The organism is Oleisolibacter albus (assembly GCF_003336875.1).
Lineage (GTDB): Bacteria > Pseudomonadota > Alphaproteobacteria > Azospirillales > Azospirillaceae > Niveispirillum > Niveispirillum album.
This window is the reverse complement of record NZ_QGNJ01000012.1, coordinates 40,430-61,838: the sequence shown is the minus strand read 5'-3', so window position 1 is coordinate 61,838 and position 21,409 is coordinate 40,430. Positions and strand designations below refer to the sequence as shown.

Sequence of the window (21,409 nt, the reverse complement as noted above, 5' to 3'; positions counted from 1 at the left end):
CTCAGGCGCTCAGGCGCTTGCGGCCCTGGGCCCGGCGGCGGGCAATGACCTTGCGGCCATTGACGGTGGCCATGCGGGCGCGGAAGCCATGACGGCGGGCGCGCACGATCTTGCTGGGCTGAAACGGACGCTTCACGACTGGTACTCCGGTGATCTGACGGCAAAAATGAAGGCCGTTGTATAGTAGCGAGAGGATCGGGAGTCAACCGCGGCCCGCGGGCGGTGCCCCGTTTTCCCGCCGGGATGCCCTGCGCCCGGCGCGGGTGGGGCACAGGGCCAAGCCGGCTCACGCGGCGGTGATGGCCCCTCACGCCCTGGTGAATGGTGGTGCGGCGGGCGGGTTGCTACGGTCACCGCATCATCGGCTTGATCCGAGCTATCTGCTGAGTCCGCGCATGACCGACCCAAGCCATCCCCAGGCCCCGTCCACGGCCCCGTCCATGGCCCCGTCCACGGCCCGGCCCGTCCACCCCGTCCGCCGGTTGCTGCCGCTGCTTCTGCTGCTGCTGGCGGCGGCCGGGCTCTATCTTTCGGGCCTGCACCGCTATCTCAGCCTCTCGGCGCTGGCCGAACACCGGCAGGCCCTGTCGGCCCTGGTGGCGGCCCATGCGCTGGCGGCGGCGGCCGGCTTCATCGCCGTCTATGCCCTGGCCGTGGCCCTGTCGGTGCCGGGGGCCGTGTTCCTGACCCTGGCCGGCGGGCTGCTGTTCGGGGTGGTGGCGGGCACGGCCTATGTGGTGGTGGGGGCCACGCTGGGGGCGGTGGCGGTGTTCCTGGCCGCGCGCACGGCCCTGTCCGACCTGCTGCGCCGCCGTGCCGGACCCTGGCTGAGCCGGCTGGAGGGCGGATTCCGCAGCAATGCCCTGAGCTATCTGCTGTTCCTGCGGCTGGTGCCGCTGTTCCCGTTCTGGCTGGTCAATCTGGTGCCGGCCTTTCTCGGCGTGACGCTGTCCACCTATGTGACCGGCACGCTGCTGGGCATCCTGCCAGGGACGCTGGTCTATGTCTCCGTCGGCAACGGGCTGGGGGCGGTGCTGGACCAGGGCGGCACGCCGGACCTGGGCATCATCTTCCAGGCCGAGGTGCTGTTGCCCCTGCTGGGATTGGCGCTCCTGTCCCTGCTGCCGGTGGCGTTGCAGCGCCGCCGGGCCGCCCGCGCGCATCATTCGGCTGCCGGTCAACGAACCGACGGCCAGAGGGCCGCTGACCAGCCGACCACCACACAGCCCACAGGGGAGGCCCGCCATGGCTGAGGAGATCCGCACCGACATCTGCGTCATCGGCGCCGGCTCCGGCGGCCTGTCGGTGGCCGCCGGCACGGCCCAGCTCGGCCGCCCCACCGTGCTGATCGAGAAGCACCGCATGGGCGGCGACTGCCTCAACACCGGCTGCGTCCCCTCGAAATCGCTGCTGGCGGCGGCCAAGGCGGCCCAGGCCGTGCGCGGTGCCGGCCGGTTCGGCATCCGCACAGGCGAGCCGCAGGTCGATTTCGCCGCTGTCCACGCCCATGTCCACGGCGTCATCGCCGCCATTGAGCCCAATGATTCGGTGGAGCGCTTCACCGGCCTGGGTGTGCGTGTGCTGCAGACCAGCGCCCGCTTCACGGCCCCGGATGTGGTGGAAACGGCTGACGGCCACCGCATCCGCGCCCGCCGTTTCGTCGTCGCCACCGGCAGCCGCGCCGCGCTGCCGCCCATCCCCGGCCTGGACCGGGTGCCGGTGCTGACCAACGAGACGCTGTTCGAGCGCACCACCGCCCCGGCGCATCTGCTGATCATCGGCGGGGGCCCCATCGGGCTGGAGATGGCCCAGGCCCATCGCCGCCTGGGGGCCCGCGTCACCGTGCTGGAGCGCGGGACGCTGCTGCCCAAGGATGATCCCGAACTGGTGGACGTGGTCCGCGGCCGGCTGGCGGCGGAGGGGATCGACCTGCGCGAGAGGGTGGAGATCCTGCGGGTGGAGCCGGCCGCCGCCGGTGTCGCCGTGCTGCTGAAGGGGCTGGATGGGGAGGAGCGGGTGGAGGGCAGCGATCTGCTGGTTGCCGCCGGCCGCCGTCCCAATATCGAGGATCTCGGGCTGGACGCGGCGGGCATCGCCGCCACACCCAAGGGGATCGCCGTGGATGCGCGTCTGCGCACCAGCAACCGCCGCGTCTTCGCCATCGGCGACGTGGCGGGCGGGCCGCAATTCACCCATGTGGCCGGCTACCATGCCGGCATCGTGGTGCGCAACGCCCTGTTCCGGCTGCCGGCCAAGGTCGATTACTCGGCTTTGCCCTGGGTGACCTACACCGATCCCGAACTGGCCCATGTGGGCCTGACCGAGGCGCAGGCGCGCGAGCGGTTCGGCGATGTGCGGGTGGTGCGCTGGCCCCTGCATGAGAACGACCGGGCCCAGGCCGAGCGGGAGACCGCAGGGCTGGCCAAGGTGGTGCTGCGCCGCAACGGCCGTATCCTGGGGGCCAGCATCGTCGGCGCCCATGCCGGCGAGCTGATCCAGCCCTGGGTGCTGGCCCTGGCGTCCAGGTTGAAGATCGGGGCCTTCACCGGCCTCATCGCCCCCTATCCCACCCTGGGCGAGGTCAGCAAGCGGGCCGCGGGGTCCTTCTATACCCCCAGCCTGTTCAGCGACCGCACCCGGCGGCTGGTGCGCTGGCTGGCCAAGCTGGGCTGACCCGCGGCGGCGGCGGCGCTATTGTCATCCCCCGCTCCCCTGTCGAGGCTGCCGCCCTTGGCCCTGTCCCTGCCGCCCTTCGTCCGCAGCCTGTCCTCGCGCCTGCTGCTGCTGACCATGGTCTTCGTGCTGCTGGCGGAGGTGTTCATCTATGTGCCCTCCGCCGCCCGCTTCCGCCTGGAATGGCTCAACGGCCGGCTGGCGGCCGGGCATCTGGCCGCCCTGTCGGTGCGCGCGGCGCCGGAAGGCATGGTGACGCGGGAACTGGAGGCCGAACTGCTGCGCCATGTGGGTGCCTATGCCGTCGATGCGCGGGTGACCGACATGCGGGTGCTGATGCTGATGGCGCCGGACACCCCGGCCCCGGCGGAACGCTATGACCTTGCCGGCGCTTCGCCCTGGGTGCTGATCCGCGACGCCCTGCTGCTGCTGCCGCGGCAGGAGAACCGGGTCATCGGCGTGGCCGGGCCGTCGCCCAAGGATGCCGGCGTTCGGGTCATGCTGCTGATCGACGAGGCACCGCTGCGGGCGGCCCTGCTGGACTATTCCGGCCGGATCGTCCTGCTGTCGATCGTCATCTCCGTCATCACCGCCGGTCTGGTCTATCTGGCGCTGCTGGTGATGACGGTACGGCCCATGCGCCGGCTGGTGGAGGCCATGATGGCCTTCAAGCGCGACCCCGAAAGCACCGGCCCGGCGCTGACCCTGGCCACCGACCGCGACGACGAGGTCGGCATCGCCCAGCGCGAGCTGATCGCGCTCCAGGCCGCGGTCCGTCAGGCCCTGCGCCAGCGCCAGCGTCTGGCGGCCCTGGGCACGGCCGTGGCCAAGATCAACCATGACATCCGCGGCGTGCTGGCCTCGGCCACCCTGCTGTCGGAACGGCTGCTGTCCAGTCCCGATCCGGACGTGCAGCGGACCAGCGGGCGCATTCTGGAGGCGCTGGAGCGGGCGGCGCTGCTCTGCGGCCAGACCCTGGACTACAGCCGCGACGGGCTGCTGCCCCTGCGCAAGGCGCCGGTGGATCTGCACGCCCTGATCGACGCGGTGGGCGAGTCGCTGCGCCCAGGCGCCGGGCTGGTCTGGGACAATGCGGTGCCCGCCGGGACGACGCTGCTGGCCGACCGCGAGCAGCTGTTCCGCGTGCTGGCCAATCTCGGCCGCAACGCCGTGGAGGCCGGGGCGGCGCGGATCACCCTGTCCGCCCGCTCCAGTCCGGGCCGGCTGGAGCTGCTGGTCAGCGATGACGGCCCGGGCCTGGCTCCGCGGGCGCGGGAAAACCTGTTCGTGCCCTTCGCCGCCTCCACCCGCGCCAATGGCAGCGGCCTGGGGCTGCCCATCGCCCAGGAAATCCTGCGCGCCCATGGCGGCGACCTCCGTCTGCTCGACAGCAGCGGCAGCGGGACCGTCTTCGCCCTCGGATTTCCGGCCCAGGGCATGCGGAAGTAGTCGATTCCCGGCGGCGCGCAACCTTTCCGCCCCATACCATCGGCACCGTACCGGAGTGATATTGATCCCGCGGGCGGGAGCGGCGATATCTATCGGGACATCAGATGGGGCGGAAGGAGCGTTTCTCCGTGAATCCCTTGGAAATCGCCATCTACGCCCTGGTTCTGTCCGGCGGGACCAACCCCGTCACCTGCACGCGCCAGGACGCCGTGACCAGCGACATGGTTCTGTGCACCAATGGCCGCTCCGCCCGGCTGGATGAACGCGGCGCCATCGCCTTCGACAGCGGCGTGACCGTGGTCAAGCATCCGGATGGCAGCCTGTCCTTCAGCAATGGCATCTCCGCCCATTGGGGCTCGGCCGGCTGGGTGCAGTTCAGCAACGGCCCCTCCATCCGCCGCCAGAGCGACGGCAGCTTCAAGGTGTCCACCGGCATGCGCTGCGTCGCGGAAAACAGGAACCGTGCCCGCTGCCGCAAGGAGGACTGACGTCTCGGCCGGCGACGACCCGCCCGCCATCCGCGCACCGCGACCGGCCCCGCACCGCGACCGGCCTCGCCTGACGGATAGTATGCCAAGGATACGGCGGATCTGTAACCCTCTGGCAACTTTGCAGTGCGACATTGCCGCCACAGGCCGGACTTATCGGGCCTGGGGACAGGCCGGCCATTTGACGGGCCTGTTGGAAAAGGACATCCCGTCGCAACCCTGACCCGTCCGGCCGTCCCATGGCTCCGTTGCTCTGGCGTCTCCTTCCCCTGCTGCTGCTGGCCGCCACTGTGGGCGCCCTGTGGTCCGTGCCGACCGTGCCGGCGGCGGAGGTGCGCTATCTCCGCATCGCCGTGGGGCCGACCAGCACGCCGGGCTTCCAGGCCGCCACCAGCCTGGCCGGGCTGATGTCGCGGCCGCCGGGCCTGCCCGCCTGTCCGCCGGACCGGCCCTGCGGGGTGCCCGGCCTGATCGCCCTGGCCCAGAGCCTGCCGCTGCGTGACGATATCATCGCCGCCGTCGCCAGTGGCGCGGTGGAGACGGGGCTGGTTCCGGCCGGCGCCGCCCTCGCTGCCCGCTGCCAGTCCCGGCGCAGCGGGGCCGATATCGCCGTGGTCGGCGGGGTTTACCAGGAAGCCCTGCATGTGCTGGTGCGTCCGGGCCTCGATCTGGCCGGCCCCGCCGCGCTGAAGGGCCGGCGCGTTGCCATGGGGGAGCCGGGCAGTGAGGAGCGCCGGCTGGCCGAGCGTGTCCTGGATGCCTACGGTCTGCGCCGCACCGATGTGCGCACCGTGCCGCTGGGCGGGGCGGAGGCGCTGGCGGCGTTGAGGGAAGGCCGCGTCGACGCCTTGTTCCGTCTGGCCGTCTGGCCCGATGCCGCCGTGGCCGATCTTGCCGCCGCCGGTCAGGGCGTGCTCTTGCCGGTGACGGGGGAGGGCGCCCGCCGTCTGCTCGATCTCTATCCCTTCAGCGGGGCGGGCACGCTGCCCGCGGGCAGCTATGGCGCCGCCATGCCGATCGAGACGGTGATGCAGCCGGTGGTCTGGATCGCCCGCGCCGATGCCGACCCCGCCCTGGTGCGCAATCTCGCCGCCGCCCTGGCGCAGCCCGCCAACCGTGACCGGCTGGCCGCGGAACAGTCCGATCTTTCGCTGGCCGAGGCGCTGCTGCCGCGTCTGGCGCTGCCGCTTCATGCCGGGGCCGCCGCCGCCTATGGCCAGGATGCGGCCGTCATGCCCTGTCCGGCGCCCCACGCCAGCTGAGACCCGCTGCGGCCGATTTATCCGTTGCGCCGACCGTCCCGCCTGTGCCCGACTGGCACGGGGGCCGGCAGCATGGCCGTGCCAGCCCCGTATCGCGTTCAAGAAGAAGGACGTCGTCCCTCCATGTCGCAGTTTTCCTCGCCCCTGTTCCTGCCGCAGGAAATCATCCGGACCAAGCGTGACGGCGGCCGTCTCGACGCGGACGAGATCGCCGCCTTCGTGGCCGGCATCACCGATGGCCGCGTCAGCGAGGGCCAGGCGGCGGCCTTCGCCATGGCCGTGTTCTTCCGCGGTCTGGACCGGGGCGAGCGGGTGGCGCTGCTGCAGGCCATGACCCGGTCCGGCAGCGTGCTGGACTGGGCGCCGGAGCGGCTGCCCGGCCCGGTGCTGGACAAGCATTCCACCGGCGGCGTGGGGGACAAGGTCAGCCTGATCCTGGCGCCGATCATGGCGGCCTGCGGCGGCTATGTGCCGATGATCTCCGGGCGTGGCCTGGGCCATACCGGCGGCACGCTGGACAAGATGGATGCCATTCCCGGTTATGTCTCGCAGCCCGACACGCCGCGTCTGCGCCGGGTGGTGCGGGAGGTGGGCTGCGCCATCGTCGGCGCCACCGGCGACATCGCCCCCGCCGACCGCCGCCTCTATGCCATCCGCGATGTGACGGCGACGGTGGAGAGCATCGACCTCATCACCTGCTCCATCCTGTCGAAGAAGCTGGCGGCGGGGCTGCAGGGGCTGGTGCTGGATGTGAAGTTCGGCAGCGGCGCCTTCATGCCCCAGCCGGACCGCGCCCGCGCCCTGGCCGAGGCCTTGGTGGAAGCGGCCAACGGCGCCGGCCTGCCGACGCTGGCCCTGCTGACCGACATGGACCAGGTGCTGGGCCACAGCGCCGGCAATGCGCTGGAGGTGCGGGAATGTCTGGACATCCTCGCCGGCGGCCCGCGTGAGGCGCGCCTGTGGGCGGTGACGCGGGAACAGACGGCCGAGCTGCTGCTGCTGGGCGGTCTGGCGGCGGACCTGGATCAGGCGCGGGCCAAGGTCGATGACGCCCTGGACAGCGGACGTGCCGCCGAGCAGTTCGCCCGCATGGTGGTGGCCCTGGGCGGGCCGGCCGACCTGCTGGACCGGCCCGGCGCCCATCTGGCGGCGGCACCGGTGGTGCGGGCGGTGAAGGCGGAGCGGCCGGGCATGGTCACGGCCCAGGATGTGCGGGCGCTGGGGCTGGCCGTGGTGGCGCTGGGCGGCGGCCGCACCCGCCCGACCGATCCGGTGGACCCCGCGGTGGGGCTGTCCGCGGTGGCAGCCATCGGCACGGCGGTGGGACCGGACGCGGCACCGCTGTGCCTTGTGCATGCCCGTGATGCGGCGGCGGCGGATGCGGCGGAAGCCGCGGTGCGCCGGGCCGTTGTCGTCGGGCCGGTCATCGGGTCGCAGGCCGGTGTCCCGCAGAATCCCGTTGCGGGCCGTATTGCAGCGCGGTAGACGCCACACCAATTTCTCGGCCGCGCCCCGGCAGCAAAGGCACCCGTTGCGATGATCAAGATTGTCCGCGCCAAGTTCCACGGCATCCGCGTCACCGGCGCCGACCTGGACTATCACGGTTCCATCACCCTCGACCCGGAGCAGTGTGCCCAGGCCGGGTTCTATCCGCTGGAGTTCGTGGAGATCTGGAACAAGAATTCCGGTGCCCGCATCAGCACCTATGTCATCTTCGGCGAGCCGGGCTCGCGCTGCTGCGTGCTGAACGGGGCCGCCGCGCGCACCTGCCAGAAGGGCGACGAGATCATCATCGCTGCCTCGGCCAGCATCGAGCCGCGGGACCTCTACACCGTGAAGCCGCGGGTTCTGACCTTCAAGCCGGACAACAGCGTGGACCGGGTGCTGCAGTACGACGTCTATCGCAGCGACGCGCGGGAGTTCGAATTCCGCACGCTCGACATCACCGACGGCGAGGATGCCGCCGTCCAGCTGTCGGTGCCGATTCCGGCCTGACCCGGCCGGTCCTGGTCGGCCCTGTCCGGCGATAGTGCGCCGTCCCGTCGCCGCTGGATGGTGAAACAAGGGCGTGCGGGCGGAAACCCGGGGCGGCCGTCGCACGTTCCCCGGTTCCGTCGCATCGCCGCCTTGATCTTGCCCCGGCCGGGGCCTAGGAAGGCGGAATGCCACCCTTGACTGCGGCTCCCATGCGCCCCACCACCGGCCCCGTCGCCCGCTTCGCCCTGCTGTCCCTCGCCCTGTTCCCGCTGCTGGCCGGGCTGCTGTCCCTGGCGCTGGGCCAGGATGCCAACTGGGATCTGCGGAACTACCATTGGTACAACGCCTATGCCTGGTGGACCGGGCGCGGCGACCTGGACGTGGCCCCGGCCCAGGTGGCGACCTTCTACAATCCCACGCTGGACCTGCCCTTCTATCTGCTGGCCCAGGCGCTGCCGGCGCGGGCCGTCGGCTTCCTCATGGGGGCGGTGCAGGGACTCAACGTGTTGCCGCTGTTCGGCCTGTCCTGGGCGCTGCTGGCCGGGCTGGAGCCGACGCGGCGCAGCGCCGCCGCCCTGGCCCTGGCGCTGATCGGCTTCTTCGGCGGCGGCCAGCTGGGGCTGTTGGGCACCACCTTCTATGACAATGTCATCAGCCTGTTCGTGCTGGGGTCCGCCTGGGTGGTGCTGGCGCGGGCCGCGGTGATCTGGGGCGGGCCGTCGGCCGTCTCCGGCCCGGCCTTCGCCGCCGTGGCCCTGGCCGGCCTGCTGGTGGGCAGCGCCGTGGGCCTGAAGCAGCCGACGCTGCCCTATGCCGTGGGCCTCTGCTTCGCCTTCCTGGTCGTGGGCGGCGGCTTCTGGCGCCGGGTGCTGCTGTCCTTCTTTTTCGGGCTGGGCGTCATCGCCGGCATGGCCCTCTTCTCCGGCCATTGGATGTGGCATCTGTGGACGGAGTACCGGAACCCGCTGTTCCCCTATTTCAACCACATCTTCAAGTCGCCCTGGGGCGTGCCCGAGGCCTACCGCGACGACAAGTTCATCCCGCCGGGCCTGATCCAGGCCCTGCTGTTCCCCTTCGCCTGGGTGCTGAACCCGAAGCTGGTGGGGGAGATCCTGTTCCGCGATCTGCGGGTGCCCGTGGCCTATGTGGTGCTGCTGGCGACGCCGCTGCTGCTGCTCTGGGGCCGGATCAAGGGGCGGAGGCCCGACCCGGCGCTGCCGGCCCGGCGCCCGGCGCTCTATCTGCTGGTGGCCGGGGCGCTGACCTATCTGGTCTGGCTGAAGCTGTTCTCCATCTACCGCTATCTGATTCCGCTGGAGATGCTGGCTCCGGTGCTGATCGTGGCGGCGGTCATGCTGTGGCCGCTGCCGGGCAAGGCCCGTACCGCCATCGCGCTGACGCTGCTGCTGCTGGTGAGTGTCACCATCCGGCCGGGCAACTGGCACCGCATCGACTGGACCGACCGCTTCGTCGCCGTGGACATCCCGCCCATTCCCGACCCGGACCACACCATCATCCTGCAGACGGGCTACGCGCCGACGGCCTTCCTCATCAGCGGGTTCCCGCCGCAGATCCCCTTCTACCGGATACACAGCTATTTCATCCATCCCGACCAGAAGGACATCCTTCTCAACCGGCGCATGGCCGAGCGCATCGCCGCCCACCAGGGCGACATCTATGTGCTGCTGGCCCACTGGGAGGAATGGACCGACCAGCATATCCTGCCCTATTACGGGCTGAAGGCGGACCTGATGGCCTGCAAGCCCGTGACATCCACCCTGGACGAGCCGATGAAGCTCTGCCCCGTGCGGCGGGAGACGCGGACCCTTTCCCCCGGCTGATCCGTTGTCCGACCCGCTTGGCCGATCCGCTGCGGTGACGAAAGGCCCCGGAAAGACCATGCTTTCGCCGCCTTCCCTCGTGCGTTCCGTGTTATCTGTTCGACCTGTACGGTCCTCTCTGGATGCTTGATCCCATGTCCACGCCCGCCGCCCTGTCCCTTTCCGCCCTCGCCAGCAGCGCCGCCCCGGCCCAGCCGCGCATCGCCGTGCTGGTGCCCTGCTACAACGAGGAAGCCTCCATCGAGAAGGTGGTGAAGGACTTCAAGGCCGCGCTGCCCACGGCCACGGTCTATGTCTATGACAACAACTCCAAGGACCGGACGGTGGAGATCGCCCGCGCCGCCGGTGCCGTGGTCCGCCGCGAGCCGCTGCAGGGTAAGGGCAATGTGGTCCGCCGCATGTTCGCCGACATCGAGGCGGACGTGTATGTCATGGTCGATGGCGACGACACCTATGACGCCACCAAGGCGCCGGACCTGGTGACCAAGCTGATCGACGAGAAGCTGGACATGGTCAATGGCGCCCGTGTCACCGACTGGGAGAATTACCGGGCCGGCCACCGCTTCGGCAATGTGCTGCTGACCACCATGGTCACCATGGTCTTCGGCAAGCGCACCCAGGACATGCTGTCCGGCTATCGCGTCTTCTCCCGCCGTTTCGTCAAGAGCTTCCCGGTCCTGGCCGGTGGTTTCGAGATCGAAACGGAACTGGTGGTGCATGCGCTGGAGATGCGCATGCCGATCGGCGAGGTGGAGACCCCCTACAAGGACCGTGCCCCCGGCAGCGTGTCCAAGCTCAGCACCTTCCGCGACGGCTTCCGCATCCTGTGGATGATCGGCAAGCTGATCAAGGAGGAGCGGCCCATGCAGTCCTTCGGTCTGGCCAGCCTGGTGCTGGCGCTGGTCTCCATCCTCATCGCCATTCCCGTCTTCATCACCTATTACGAGACGGGGCTGGTGCCGCGCTTCCCCACGGCCGTGCTGGCCACGGGGCTGGGGCTCCTGTCCTTCCTGGCCCTGACCTGCGGCCTGATCCTGGATACGGTCACCCGCGGCCGGCGTGAGATGAAGCGGCTGAAATATCTGGAAATCCCGGCTCCGGACTTCTCCACCCCGGTCCGTCCCGACTGAGCGGCCGGGCGGACAGCATGCGCGGCGCGGCCCGGACCGATCCCCCTGCCAGCAGCCCGGCCGGCCCCGGCCTGTCGCGGGAGCTGTTGAGCTTCGCCGTCATCGGCGGGCTGGCGCTGTTCGTCGATATGGGCGCGCTGTGGGTGGCGCTGAACCTGCTGCATCTCGGCGTCTATGCCGGCGGCCTGTTCAGCTATCTCATTGCCGCCACCTGCACCTGGTACCTGAACCGCACCTTCACCTTCCGCGGCGTCAGCCGCCGCCGCGCCTGGCTGCAATGGGCCAAGTTCCTGGCCGCCAACGGGGTGGGGGCGGCGGTCAACTATGCCGTCTATGCCGCCGTGGTCACGCTCGGCCCGCCGCTGGTGCCCTGGCCGGCCCTGACCCTGCCGCTGCTGCCCTATCTGGCCAAGGCCGCGGGCAGCCTGTCCGGCATGGTCTTCAACTTCTTCGCCTCGAAGTTCCTGGTGTTCCGCAAGGCCTGATCGCGGCGGCGGGGACGCCCGTCCCGCCGCGCATTCCCGCCCCGCCCGCAGCACCCGTTTACCTGCAGGCCCGCCTCGCCATATAAGCAGCCATCATGGCGCTTCGATTCCTCAAGATGCACGGGCTGGGCAACGACTTCGTCGTCATCGACGCCCGCTCCACCCCTGTCGCGTTGACGGGCGCGCAGGTGCGCGCCATCGGCGACCGGCGCACCGGTGTCGGCTTCGACCAGCTGATCCTGATCGAACCGGGGCGGGACGGGGCCGACATCGCCATGCGCATCCTGAACCCCGACGGCAGCGAAAGCGGTGCCTGCGGCAACGCCACCCGCTGCGTCGCCAGCCTGGTGGCCGCGGGCCTGGGCAAGGACGCCCTCGGTATCCGCACCGCCGCCGGCCTGCTGCACGCCACCGTGCATCCGGACGGGCTGGTGACCGTGGATATGGGGCCGGCGCGGCTGGACTGGCGGGACATTCCCCTGGCGCAGGCGGAGGATACGCTGCACCTGTCGGCCGCCGCCGGTCCATTGGCCGATGCGGTGGGGGTCAGCATGGGCAATCCCCACGCCGTCTTCTTCGTGGCCGATGTGGCCGCCGTGGCGCTTGAGACCCACGGCCCCGTGCTGGAGCACCACCCGCTGTTCCCCCAGCGCTGCAACATCGAGGTGGCGCAGATCCTGGCTCCCGATCATATCCGCATGCGGGTGTGGGAGCGGGGCGCCGGCATCACCCGCGCCTGCGGGTCCGGCGCCTGTGCCGTGCTGGTGGCGGCGGCCCGTCGTGGGCTGACCGGCCGCGCCGCCACGGTCACGCTGGATGGCGGCGACCTGCATATCGTCTGGCGCGACGATGGCCATGTGCTGATGACCGGGCCGGTGTCCATGTCGTTCGAGGGCGTGCTGAGCCCGGCGCTGCTGGGGGCCGGGCATGCGTGACCCCGTCCTCCCCGACAGCCCCCGTCATGACGCCATCCCGCATGATCCGGCCCTGGCCGACGCGGCCCTGCCTGACGCCGCCCATGTGCATGAGGAGGGGGAGGCCGGGCCGCCGGTGATCAGCGAGGGGGAGGGGCCGACCCTGGTCACCTTCGGCTGCCGGCTGAACACCTATGAATCCGAGGTCATGCGCACCCACGCCCGCGCCGCCGGGCTGGACGATGTTGTCATCGTCAACACCTGCGCCGTGACCTCCGAGGCCGAGCGCCAGGCCCGCCAGACCATCCGCAAGCTGCGCCGCGACCGGCCGGCCGCCAAGATCATCGTCACCGGCTGCGCCGCGCAGGTCAATCCGGACCGCTTCGCCGCCATGGCCGAGGTCGACCATGTGCTGGGCAACGATGCCAAGCTCACCGCCGCGCCCTGGGCCGATTTCGGCGCCAACGCCGCCGAGCGGGTGCGCGTCAACGACATCATGTCGGTGCGGGAGACGGCGGGGCATCTGATCCAGGGCATGGAGGGGCGTGCCCGCGCCTTCGTCCAGGTCCAGAATGGCTGCGACCACCGCTGCACCTTCTGCATCATCCCCTTCGGCCGCGGCAATTCCCGCTCGGTGCCCATGGGCGAGATCGTGACCCAGGTCCGCACCCTGGTGGCCGCCGGCTACCGCGAGGTGGTGCTGACCGGGGTGGATGTCACCAGCTACGGACCCGACCTGCCGGGCCAGCCGACCCTGGGCCAGATGGTGCGCCGCCTGCTGGCGGCGGTGCCGGAGCTGCCGCGGCTGCGCCTGTCCTCGCTGGACGCGGTGGAGATGGACGACGATCTCTGGCGGCTGGTGGCGGAGGAGGAGCGGCTGATGCCGCATCTGCACCTGTCGCTGCAGGCCGGCGACGACATGGTCCTGAAGCGCATGAAGCGCCGCCATCTGCGCCAGGATGCCATCGCCTTCTGCGACAAGGCCCGGTCCCTGCGCCCCGACATGGTGTTCGGGGCCGACATCATCGCCGGGTTCCCCACCGAGACCGAGGCCATGTTCCAGAACAGTCTGGACATCGTGGAGCGCTGCGGCCTGACCTGGCTGCATGTCTTCCCCTACAGCCCGCGCCCCGGCACGCCCGCCGCCCGCATGCCCCAGGTGCCCGGCCCCGTGCGCAAGGAGCGCGCCGCCCGCCTGCGCGCCGCCGGGGCCGCGCAGGTGGAACGCCATCTGCACGGCCAGCTGGGCCGGACCTGCGATGTGCTGCTGGAAAAGCCGGATCTGGGCCGCACACCGGGCTTCGCGCCCGTGCGCCTGTCCGCCGTGGATGCCGCCAAGAATTTCGAACCCGGAATGATCGTCCGCTGCCGCATCGACGGTGTTGACGGCGAGACCCTGACCGCAACGGTGCTGGACTGATGTTCGACTGGTTCCGCAAGAAGAAGCCCGCCGATACCGCAAAGGCCGAGGACACGGCGCCGGACAGCACGGCTGCGGACACCATGTCTCCAGACACCGCGCCTCCGGAGACGGATGCGGCGGCCGTGCCGGAGACGGTCCAGGATACCTCCCCCGCGACCGCCGCTCCGTCGGAAGAGCCTGTGGCCCTGGATCCCCGCCTGCGCGGGGACGATGCCGGGGAGGGCGAAGTCACGCCCGAGGTCACAGCGGGAGAGGCCGCCGTTGCCGCCGACCCGGAGCCGCTGGTGCCGGCCGCCGCCGTGGCACCCGAGGCCGCTCTCCTGCCCGAGCTGGAGGACCAGCCGGAGAAGAAAAGCTGGTTCGCGCGTCTGCGCGACGGGCTGTCGAAATCCACCTCGCGCCTGACCGAGGGCATCTCCGGCATCTTCACCAAGAAGAAGCTGGATGACGAGGCGCTGGAGGAGCTGGAGGAGCTGCTGATCCGGGCCGATCTTGGACCCGGCACCGCCGCCCGTCTGGCCGCCGGACTGGCCAAGACCCGCTTCGGCAAGGAGGTCAGCCCGCAGGAGGTGCGCGAATATCTGGCGGGAGAGGTGACCCGGCTGGTGGAACCGGCGGCCAGGCCGCTGGTCATCGACGCTGCGGCCAAGCCCCATGTCATTCTGCTGGTGGGGGTCAACGGCACCGGCAAGACCACCACCATCGGCAAGCTGGCCCGCCAGCTGACGGCCGAGGGCAAGACGGTGTGGATGGCGGCCGGCGACACCTTCCGCGCCGCCGCCGTCAGCCAGCTGAAGATCTGGGGCGAGCGCACCGGCTGCCCCGTGGTTGCCAAGGATACCGGGGCCGATGCCGCCGGTCTGGCCTATGACGCGCTGGAGCGCGCCCGCGCCGCCAAGGCCGACGTGCTGCTGATCGACACGGCCGGCCGCTTGCAGAACAAGGCCGGGCTGATGGACGAGCTGCGCAAGATCGTGCGCGTCATCAAGAAGATCGACCCCACGGCCCCGCACACCACATTGCTGACCCTGGACGCCACCACCGGCCAGAACGCCCATTCCCAGGTGGAGGTGTTCAAGGAGATGGTGGACGTCAACGGCCTGATCCTGACCAAGCTGGACGGCTCCGCCCGCGGTGGCGTGCTGGTGGCCCTGGCCGAGAAGTTCAAGCTGCCGGTCCACGCCATCGGCGTGGGCGAGGGGGTCTATGATCTCCGTCCCTTCGAAGCCAAGAGCTTCGCCCGCGCCCTGGTCGGGCTGGAGTGAGATCCGCTGTGGGGGGGCACTGCCCCCCCTGACTTACGCGACTGCCGCATGGCCTGATGGCCGAGATCTGCGTGCTCGTTGACCGGGGCATGCCGGCTGTCACCGCATTTTCCTTTTCCCATCCCCCTGTCACGGCCCTATAAAGTCGGAAATTGGAGAAGGTGATACCGTGACGACAGTTGTACCCGGCGCCGCGCCGGTTCTTTCCTCCTCCCCGGTCTCTCTCCCGGCTGTGGAGCTTTTTTCCGATGCCGATGCCGCCCTGGCCCGTGTGCGGGCCCTCTATGACGAGGCGACCGGTTATCTCCGCGAACGCTTTCAGGCCTTTGCCCGGGGCGAGCATCTTCCCGGCCGTGTCCGCGCCTTCTACCCGTTCGTCCAGCTGCGGATGGAGACGGAGCCGCGGATTGATGGCCGTCTGGCCTATGGCTTCGTCCATGGCATGGGCACGCACCGCATCACCCTGACCCGGCCGGACCTGTTCGACTATTATTACCGCTACCAGCTCGGCCTGCTGCTGCGCACCCACGGCGTGCCGCTGGAGGTGGGCGTGTCGGAGACGCCGATCCCCATTCAGTTCGCCTATCCCGAAGGCATGCATGTGGAGGGCGATCTCGATCCGTCGCGGCTCTATCAGCTGCGCGACTATTTCGATCTGCCCGATCTGGCGCTGATGGATGACAGCATCGTCAACGGCACCTATCAGGTGGCCCAGGGCGAGCCGAAGCCGCTGGCCCTGTTCACGGCGCCGCGCGTGGACTACAGCCTGCACCGGCTGAAGCACTATTGCGCCACCAAGCCGGAGCTGTTTCAGAACTACGTGCTGTTCACCAATTACCAGTTTTATATCGACGAGTTCGTGCGCAAGGGGCTGGAGATGATGCAGCCCAGCGACGATCCGGCGGTGCAGGATTACCGCAACCAGTATGTGGGCTTCGTCGAGCCCGGCGACCGCATCACCTGGAACCAGGCCCTGTTCCCCGGCCGGGCGCCGGAGGGGGAGCGGGCGGCGCGGCTGCCGCAGATGCCGGCCTATCACCTGATGCGGGCCGATGGCAACGGCATCACCATCGTCAATATCGGCGTCGGCCCGTCCAACGCCAAGACCATCACCGACCACATCGCCGTGCTGCGGCCCCATGTCTGGCTGATGCTGGGCCACTGCGCCGGTCTGCGCGACACCCAGCGCCTGGGTGACTATGTGCTGGCCCACGGCTATGTGCGCGAGGACAAGGTGCTGGATGCCGACCTGCCGGTCTGGGTTCCGGTCCCGGCCCTGGCCGAGGTGCAGGTGGCGCTGGAACGGGCGGTGGAGCAGGTCACCGGCTTGCAGGGCTGGGAACTGAAGAGCCTGATGCGCACCGGCACCGTGGCCACCATCGACAACCGCAACTGGGAACTGCGCGACCACCGGGAGCCGGTGATGCGCTTCAGCCAGAGCCGGGCCATCGCCCTGGACATGGAATCGGCCACCATCGCCGCCAACGGCTTCCGCTTCCGCGTTCCCTACGGCACGCTGCTCTGCGTCTCGGACAAGCCGCTGCACGGAGAGATCAAGCTGCCCGGCATGGCCAACAGCTTCTACCGGGCCCGGGTGGACCAGCATCTGGCCATCGGCATGCGCGCCATGGAGATCATGCGCGACTACGGGCTGGAGCGGCTGCATAGCCGCAAGCTGCGCAGCTTCGCCGAGGCCGCGTTCCAGTAAGCGACCGGCTCCTGGCCGGGGCGTTTCCAGGCCCCGGCCGCGGTGCCGCCGTTTCAGGAATTGGGTTTGGACTGGGCGATGTCGCTCTGGGTCAGGCCGGCAATGTCGTCGTCCGACTGCGAGACGTCGCCCAGGCTGACGACCCCCACCAGCCGCTTGTCGCGGTTCAGCACGGGCAGGCGTTTCACCGCCTTTTCCGCCATGATCTGGGCGGCTTCGACACTGTCCTGGTCGTCGAAGACATAGACCAGCGCCTCGCTCATGGCGTCGCGCACGGTGGCCTGGCCCGGATTGGCCCCTTCGGCCACGCAGCGCACGGTGATGTCGCGGTCGGTGACCGTCCCGACCAGCCGGTCGTCCTCCCCGACCGGCAGGAAGCCGGTATCGGCGTCACGCATCTTCCGCGCCGCTTCCTGCAAGGAGGTGGTGGGGCTGACCAGCTCCACATCCTTGGTCATGATGTCCCGGATCTGCATGCATCCCTCTCCCTGGCATCGGGCTGTCCCCGGGGGAACCCGGGTGCGTTCCTCTCAACCGGGTGCTCCGGCCTTGGTTCCCCCCTTGCCCCGCCCCGGCCCGACGGTGCTAGGATCGGGCCTTCCCTTTCCGATTGCAGACACGGATTGCCATGCCGTCCTTCGATATCGTCTCCAAAACCGACCTGGCCGAGGTCACCAACGCCGTCAACGGCGTCATGCGCGAGCTGGAAAACCGGTTCGACTTCAAGGGGTCCAAGAGCACGCTGGTCCATGCCGAGGGCGAGATCACCATCCAGACCGAGGATCAGACCAAGCTGACCCAGCTGACGGAGATGCTGAAGGCCTATTTCGTCCGCCGTAAGCTGGACCCCGGCGCCCTGGACTGGGCCAAGGCCGAGAATGCGGCCGGCGGCACGCTGCGTCAGGTGGTCAAGGTCAAGCAGGGGCTGGACCAGGCCCTGTCGAAGCAGATCGTCAAGGCCATCAAGGACAGCAAGATGAAGGTCCAGGCCGCCATCCAGGGGGACGAGCTGCGGATCACCGGCAAGAAGATCGACGATCTGCAGGCGGCCATCGCCCTGGTCAAGGGACTGAAGATCGAGCAGCCCCTGCAGTATGTGAACTTCCGCGACTGACCGCGGTCACCCGCCGGCCAGCGCCTGCTCCACCGCACGGCGCAGGCGGGCGGGATGCACCGGCTTGTGCAGGATGCCCAGGCCTGCCGCCCTGGCCTGGGCCTGGAGGTCGGGATGGGCATCACCGGTCAGCAGCAGGCCGGCGATGGGCCGCCCATAATCCCGCCGCAGGGTTTCGACCAGGGACAGGCCGGTTTCCCCGCCGGGCAGGCGGAAATCGCTGATGATGAGATCGGGCGCACGCCCGGCCTGCCGCAAGGCGGCCAGAAGTTCGGGCAGGCTGCCGCCGATCACGGTGTCACATCCCCAATCCTGCACCGTCGCTTCCAACGCGGCCAGTTGCAGCCGGTCATCCTCGGCCAGAGCGATGACACGGCCAGCCAAGGGGGGGATGGCGGTGGGCGGGCTGGGGACCGTTACGGCCGCCGGTGGGGTGGTGGGCAGCACCAGACTGAAGCAGCTGCCCCGGCCCGGCCAGGAGCGGACGGCGATGTCGGCACCCAGCAGGCGCGCGGTCCGTTCCACCAGGGACAGGCCCAGGCCGAGGCCCCGGCGCCCCTCGTACGGCGGCGTCATCTGGACGAACGGTTCGAAGATATCGACCTGTCGCTCGACCGGGATGCCGGGGCCGCTGTCCCAGACCTGGATGGAAACCCGGTTGCCGATCGGCCGGACCCCCAGCAACACCCGGCCCGCACGGGTGAAACGGACGGCGTTCTCTGTCAGCGCCCGCAGCATCCGGTCCAACAGAACCGGGTCGGTATAGGCCACGAGCCGGCTCGGCACGGTCCGGAGCCGGAGCCCCTTGCGCGCGGCATCGGGATGGAGCGCATCGGCGATCCGGGCCAGGGCCGGTCCGAGGGGAACGCTGGTGGCCGACACCTTGGTCCGGCCGGCATCGAGGCAGGCCAGATCGAGAACCGCGCTCAACTGTTCCGCACCGGTTTCCAGCGCTTCGCCCAAGCGCTGGGCCAGATCCCGCTGCTGCGGGCTGTCCAGCTTCGTCTCCAGCAGGTGCAGATAAAGGCGCATGGCCTGGATCGGCTGGCGCAGGTCATGGTTGGCCCGGGCCAGGATATCCGCGCTCGCCATTCCGTAAGCCGGTCCAGGACGGGTCGATCGCGGGGCGGGCGGCGTCTCCATCGGCAGGGCCGGTGAAGGGAGCACGACACCGGCGACCCCCGTCACGGCCCCGCCGGCATCACGCACGGGGCTCAAGACGACGCGCCGGCCCTGTGCCAGGGACAGGCTCCGTTCCTGGCCGGCGGACAGGACCTGCTGTGCCGCGTCGTCAAGCCGGCGGCGGTCGGGAGATGTCGCTGCCGGAAGCGCCGTGTCCGGCCCCAGGACCCAGAGGGGGCGCAGCAGGGAATCCAGCTCGAACAGGACAAGCCCGGCCTGTGCCGCGGCGGCGGACAGGGCCGCCTCCCGGCGTGCGGCATTCTCCATCTGCTCCCGCAGCAGGCGGTCACCGCTTGGCCCACCCGGTGCAGCGGCGGAGGAGCCAAGGAGGGTACGGAGAAGATCCCGCAACGTTCGGATCCGTTCGACAGGGATTTGGACCGGGCAGACGGCCGTCCGATGGTCCGGTCGTCTGCGGCGACGGTGAGGCGGCAGCTTAGAGGCGAAAGGTCGGTGAAGGCAAACCCTCAGGGGATCAGCCGCTGTTCAGGAACCGGTGCGAGGCGCCTTCCAGCACCAGACAGGTCAGACACCCCGTGGCATAGGCGCCGGTGTCGATGCCGATGCGGTTGGTCCGGATATCGGGCTTGTCGACGATGGTGTGGCCATGGACAACGACGACGCCATGGTCCGTGCCTGATTTCAGGAAGGGCTCCCGGATCCAGAGCAGGTCGTTGCTGTCCTGCTGCGCCAAGGGAAGACCCGGCCGGATGCCGGCATGGACGAACAGATAGTCACCGAACCGCAGGCTGGTGCGAAGCCCCCGCAGGAACGCCAGATGCCGACCGGGGATCGTCCGGACCAGATGCGGCCGGGCTTTGGCCAGGAAACTGCTGACGGTCATGGCCGGGGGACGCACGATCCCGTAGCTGGCCAGAGTGGTCTGTCCGCCGAACCGCACCCAGTCTTCCCCCTGCTGCGGGTCATCGAGAAAGGCCAGCATGGCTTCTTCATGGTTGCCCTTCAGATGCACGGCGCCGAACCCGGGAGGCGGGGCGCCGGACAGCAGGGACAGGACCCCGCTGCTGTCCGGGCCGCGATCCACATAGTCGCCAAGGAAAATCAGCGTGTGGTGCAGATCTGCGCCGCTGGCCGCCATGTCGGCCTGGATGCGGTCGAGCAGGCATTGCAGCAGGTCGAGGCGGCCATGGATGTCACCGATGACATAGAGGCGCTGTCCGGCCGGGATCCGGGCCGGGCGTCCATTGATGGACGGCCAATCGACAGGCGGCGGCAGGGGTTTGGTGCGCAAGCGGATCACGGATGCGTCGATCCCGGTGTCACGGATGCCGCCCGGCGCGGCCCGTCCGGGAAGAGTAGGGCAGTGGCCGCGGCGAATCCAAGGCGAGGGAGAGAGTGTCCAAGGGGACGAGCCGGCCGCTCCGAACGGGAACCGGCGGGTGGTAGGGGGACAGACACCCGGCCATGCCCCCTGTGCGGAGGAGGATGGAGCATCCGGCCTGTGCGTCACCGCGGGGCCACGCCGGCAGCCGTCATACAGCCGAAGACGAGCGGTGGTATGCCATGGCCCGTCTGGTACAGACAGTTTGCCGCCACAGCCATGTTTCAATGTATCCCTCCGTCTGGTTGCCCGCCGAGGGTCCGTGGCCATATTTTCGTATGAGGTACTTCCCTGCATCCTGGACGATGATGAGTTTGTCAGACCACGATCATCCGGCTTCCTTCCCGTACCAGCCTGTGGCGCTGAAGATCATCGGCGACGGCATCCTGGCCTCGGCCCTGCTGCGGGCGGCGGATCTGCCACCGGACGCGCAGGCGGAAGCCGTGGTTCTGGCCCTGCTGGTCGGCCTTGCCGCCAGCGCGGCGGCTGGCGGCATGCTGGTCCGGTCGGGTCAGCGCCCCCTCTGGGACATCACGTCCCTGTCCTGTCTGATCGCCATGGCCGTCCTGGTGCTGCTGCATGGCAGCGTCCTGTTCGCCGTGCTTCTGGCTGCCTTCGCCTGGTGGCGGTGGCAGCGCCTGACCACGGCCGAGGATTGAGCCGGTGCTGCATCGTCGCCAATTGCTGGCCGGGTTGATGGCCGCCCCGCTGCTTCTGTCCGGTCAGGCCCTGGCCGAGGAGGGGCATGGCGAGGCGCCGCCGAAGCCGGCGAAACCGAAGCCGCCCAAGCCGGTGCGCCCGCCCGACAATTTCATGCGGCTGTCGCCCATCGTTCTGCCGGTGCCGGAGCGTGGGCCTTACGCCTATGCGCGCATCGAAGCGGATCTGGTCCTGAAAGACCCGCTGCAGCGCGATGCAGCCAAGCTGCAGCAGCCGGCCATCCTCAGCCGGATCGTCGACGAGGCCTGGGCCAGCCCGGTCTCGCGCAATGGGCGGATCGATTCCGATGGGGCAAAAGCCATCAAGGAGCGCATCCTGCGCGCTGCCCGCCAAGTGCTGGGTCCCGACACGGTGCAGGAGGTCCTGATCGCCTCCCTGCTGGTCATGTCGTGAGTCTCATATCGTGAGTCCGCCGGCGGTGTGGGGAGGAACGCTG

At 69.7% G+C, this 21,409-nt stretch carries 21 protein-coding genes; 17 read left to right on the top strand and 4 right to left on the bottom strand.

From position 1 onward, the window contains the following. Position 1: 1 nt before the first annotated feature. Positions 2-136, bottom strand: a complete 135-nt coding sequence (gene rpmH, locus DK368_RS15860) for a 50S ribosomal protein L34 (protein WP_114394949.1) — start codon at positions 134-136, stop codon at positions 2-4. Between the two features lie 259 nt (positions 137-395). On the opposite strand from rpmH, the gene DK368_RS15855 reads away from it, so the two are divergent. From DK368_RS15855 to DK368_RS15790, 14 genes are all read left to right on the top strand, one after another. Next, positions 396-1,253 (top strand): TVP38/TMEM64 family protein, encoded by an 858-nt coding sequence (locus tag DK368_RS15855; RefSeq protein ID WP_240002528.1) that lies wholly within the window; start codon positions 396-398, stop codon positions 1,251-1,253. Continuing rightward, positions 1,246-2,673, top strand: a complete 1,428-nt coding sequence (locus DK368_RS15850; RefSeq protein WP_114394948.1) for a dihydrolipoyl dehydrogenase family protein — start codon at positions 1,246-1,248, stop codon at positions 2,671-2,673. Before DK368_RS15855 ends, DK368_RS15850 begins: the two co-directional genes overlap by 8 nt. Positions 2,674-2,730: 57 nt before the next feature. Beyond that, a complete protein-coding gene (locus tag DK368_RS15845) occupies positions 2,731-4,122 on the top strand; it encodes a sensor histidine kinase (protein ID WP_114394947.1) in 1,392 nt (463 codons plus the stop codon). A 128-nt stretch (positions 4,123-4,250) separates the two neighbouring features. Beyond that, complete coding sequence (locus tag DK368_RS15840; RefSeq protein WP_155524599.1) at positions 4,251-4,610, top strand: hypothetical protein; 360 nt, start codon at positions 4,251-4,253, stop codon at positions 4,608-4,610. 239 nt (positions 4,611-4,849) lie between these two features. Then, the gene (locus DK368_RS15835) at positions 4,850-5,872 is read left to right on the top strand and encodes a TAXI family TRAP transporter solute-binding subunit (RefSeq protein ID WP_114394945.1); all 1,023 of its coding nucleotides are present in this window, start codon (positions 4,850-4,852) and stop codon (positions 5,870-5,872) included. A 123-nt stretch (positions 5,873-5,995) separates the two neighbouring features. Then, the gene (gene deoA, locus DK368_RS15830; RefSeq protein ID WP_114394944.1) at positions 5,996-7,357 is read left to right on the top strand and encodes a thymidine phosphorylase; all 1,362 of its coding nucleotides are present in this window, start codon (positions 5,996-5,998) and stop codon (positions 7,355-7,357) included. A 51-nt stretch (positions 7,358-7,408) separates the two neighbouring features. Then, positions 7,409-7,867 (top strand): aspartate 1-decarboxylase, encoded by a 459-nt coding sequence (locus tag DK368_RS15825; protein WP_114394943.1) that lies wholly within the window; start codon positions 7,409-7,411, stop codon positions 7,865-7,867. Between the two features lie 167 nt (positions 7,868-8,034). Then, positions 8,035-9,690 (top strand): hypothetical protein, encoded by a 1,656-nt coding sequence (locus DK368_RS15820; protein ID WP_240002527.1) that lies wholly within the window; start codon positions 8,035-8,037, stop codon positions 9,688-9,690. Between the two features lie 134 nt (positions 9,691-9,824). After that, positions 9,825-10,820, top strand: coding sequence for a glycosyltransferase family 2 protein (locus DK368_RS15815; protein ID WP_114394942.1), 996 nt, complete (start codon positions 9,825-9,827; stop codon positions 10,818-10,820). Positions 10,821-10,837: 17 nt separating this feature from the next. Further along, complete coding sequence (locus tag DK368_RS15810; protein WP_114394941.1) at positions 10,838-11,305, top strand: GtrA family protein; 468 nt, start codon at positions 10,838-10,840, stop codon at positions 11,303-11,305. A gap of 95 nt (positions 11,306-11,400) precedes the next feature. Beyond that, complete coding sequence (gene dapF / locus DK368_RS15805) at positions 11,401-12,240, top strand: diaminopimelate epimerase (protein WP_114394940.1); 840 nt, start codon at positions 11,401-11,403, stop codon at positions 12,238-12,240. Continuing rightward, positions 12,233-13,639 carry a tRNA (N(6)-L-threonylcarbamoyladenosine(37)-C(2))-methylthiotransferase MtaB gene (mtaB, locus tag DK368_RS15800; protein ID WP_114394939.1) on the top strand — a complete coding sequence of 469 codons (1,407 nt, stop codon included), beginning with the start codon at positions 12,233-12,235 and terminating at the stop codon, positions 13,637-13,639. The genes dapF and mtaB overlap by 8 nt, the downstream gene beginning before the upstream one ends. Next, a complete protein-coding gene (gene ftsY, locus DK368_RS15795; protein WP_114394938.1) occupies positions 13,639-14,907 on the top strand; it encodes a signal recognition particle-docking protein FtsY in 1,269 nt (422 codons plus the stop codon). The genes mtaB and ftsY overlap by 1 nt, the downstream gene beginning before the upstream one ends. A 232-nt stretch (positions 14,908-15,139) precedes the next feature. Continuing rightward, entirely contained in the window at positions 15,140-16,615 is a 1,476-nt protein-coding gene (locus DK368_RS15790; protein ID WP_205028265.1) for an AMP nucleosidase, read from the top strand. Between the two features lie 53 nt (positions 16,616-16,668). On the opposite strand, the gene DK368_RS15785 is transcribed toward DK368_RS15790, so the two are convergent. Then, complete coding sequence (locus DK368_RS15785; RefSeq protein ID WP_114394936.1) at positions 16,669-17,091, bottom strand: CBS domain-containing protein; 423 nt, start codon at positions 17,089-17,091, stop codon at positions 16,669-16,671. A gap of 152 nt (positions 17,092-17,243) precedes the next feature. Between DK368_RS15785 and DK368_RS15780 the strand changes: the two genes are divergently transcribed. Further along, entirely contained in the window at positions 17,244-17,729 is a 486-nt protein-coding gene (locus DK368_RS15780; RefSeq protein WP_114394935.1) for a YajQ family cyclic di-GMP-binding protein, read from the top strand. A gap of 6 nt (positions 17,730-17,735) precedes the next feature. Here DK368_RS15780 and DK368_RS15775 read toward each other — a convergent pair whose 3' ends face one another. Continuing rightward, entirely contained in the window at positions 17,736-19,178 is a 1,443-nt protein-coding gene (locus tag DK368_RS15775) for an ATP-binding response regulator (RefSeq protein ID WP_114394934.1), read from the bottom strand. 208 nt (positions 19,179-19,386) lie between these two features. Beyond that, positions 19,387-20,172 (bottom strand): metallophosphoesterase family protein, encoded by a 786-nt coding sequence (locus DK368_RS15770; RefSeq protein ID WP_338045704.1) that lies wholly within the window; start codon positions 20,170-20,172, stop codon positions 19,387-19,389. 386 nt (positions 20,173-20,558) lie between these two features. Between DK368_RS15770 and DK368_RS15765 the strand changes: the two genes are divergently transcribed. Further along, positions 20,559-20,912: a hypothetical protein gene (locus DK368_RS15765; protein WP_162306056.1), complete on the top strand. Its 354-nt coding sequence runs from the start codon at positions 20,559-20,561 to the stop codon at positions 20,910-20,912. Between the two features lie 4 nt (positions 20,913-20,916). After that, on the top strand, positions 20,917-21,366 hold the full coding sequence (locus DK368_RS15760) for a hypothetical protein (RefSeq protein ID WP_155524597.1): 450 nt from the start codon (positions 20,917-20,919) through the stop codon (positions 21,364-21,366). Positions 21,367-21,409: the final 43 nt, after the last annotated feature.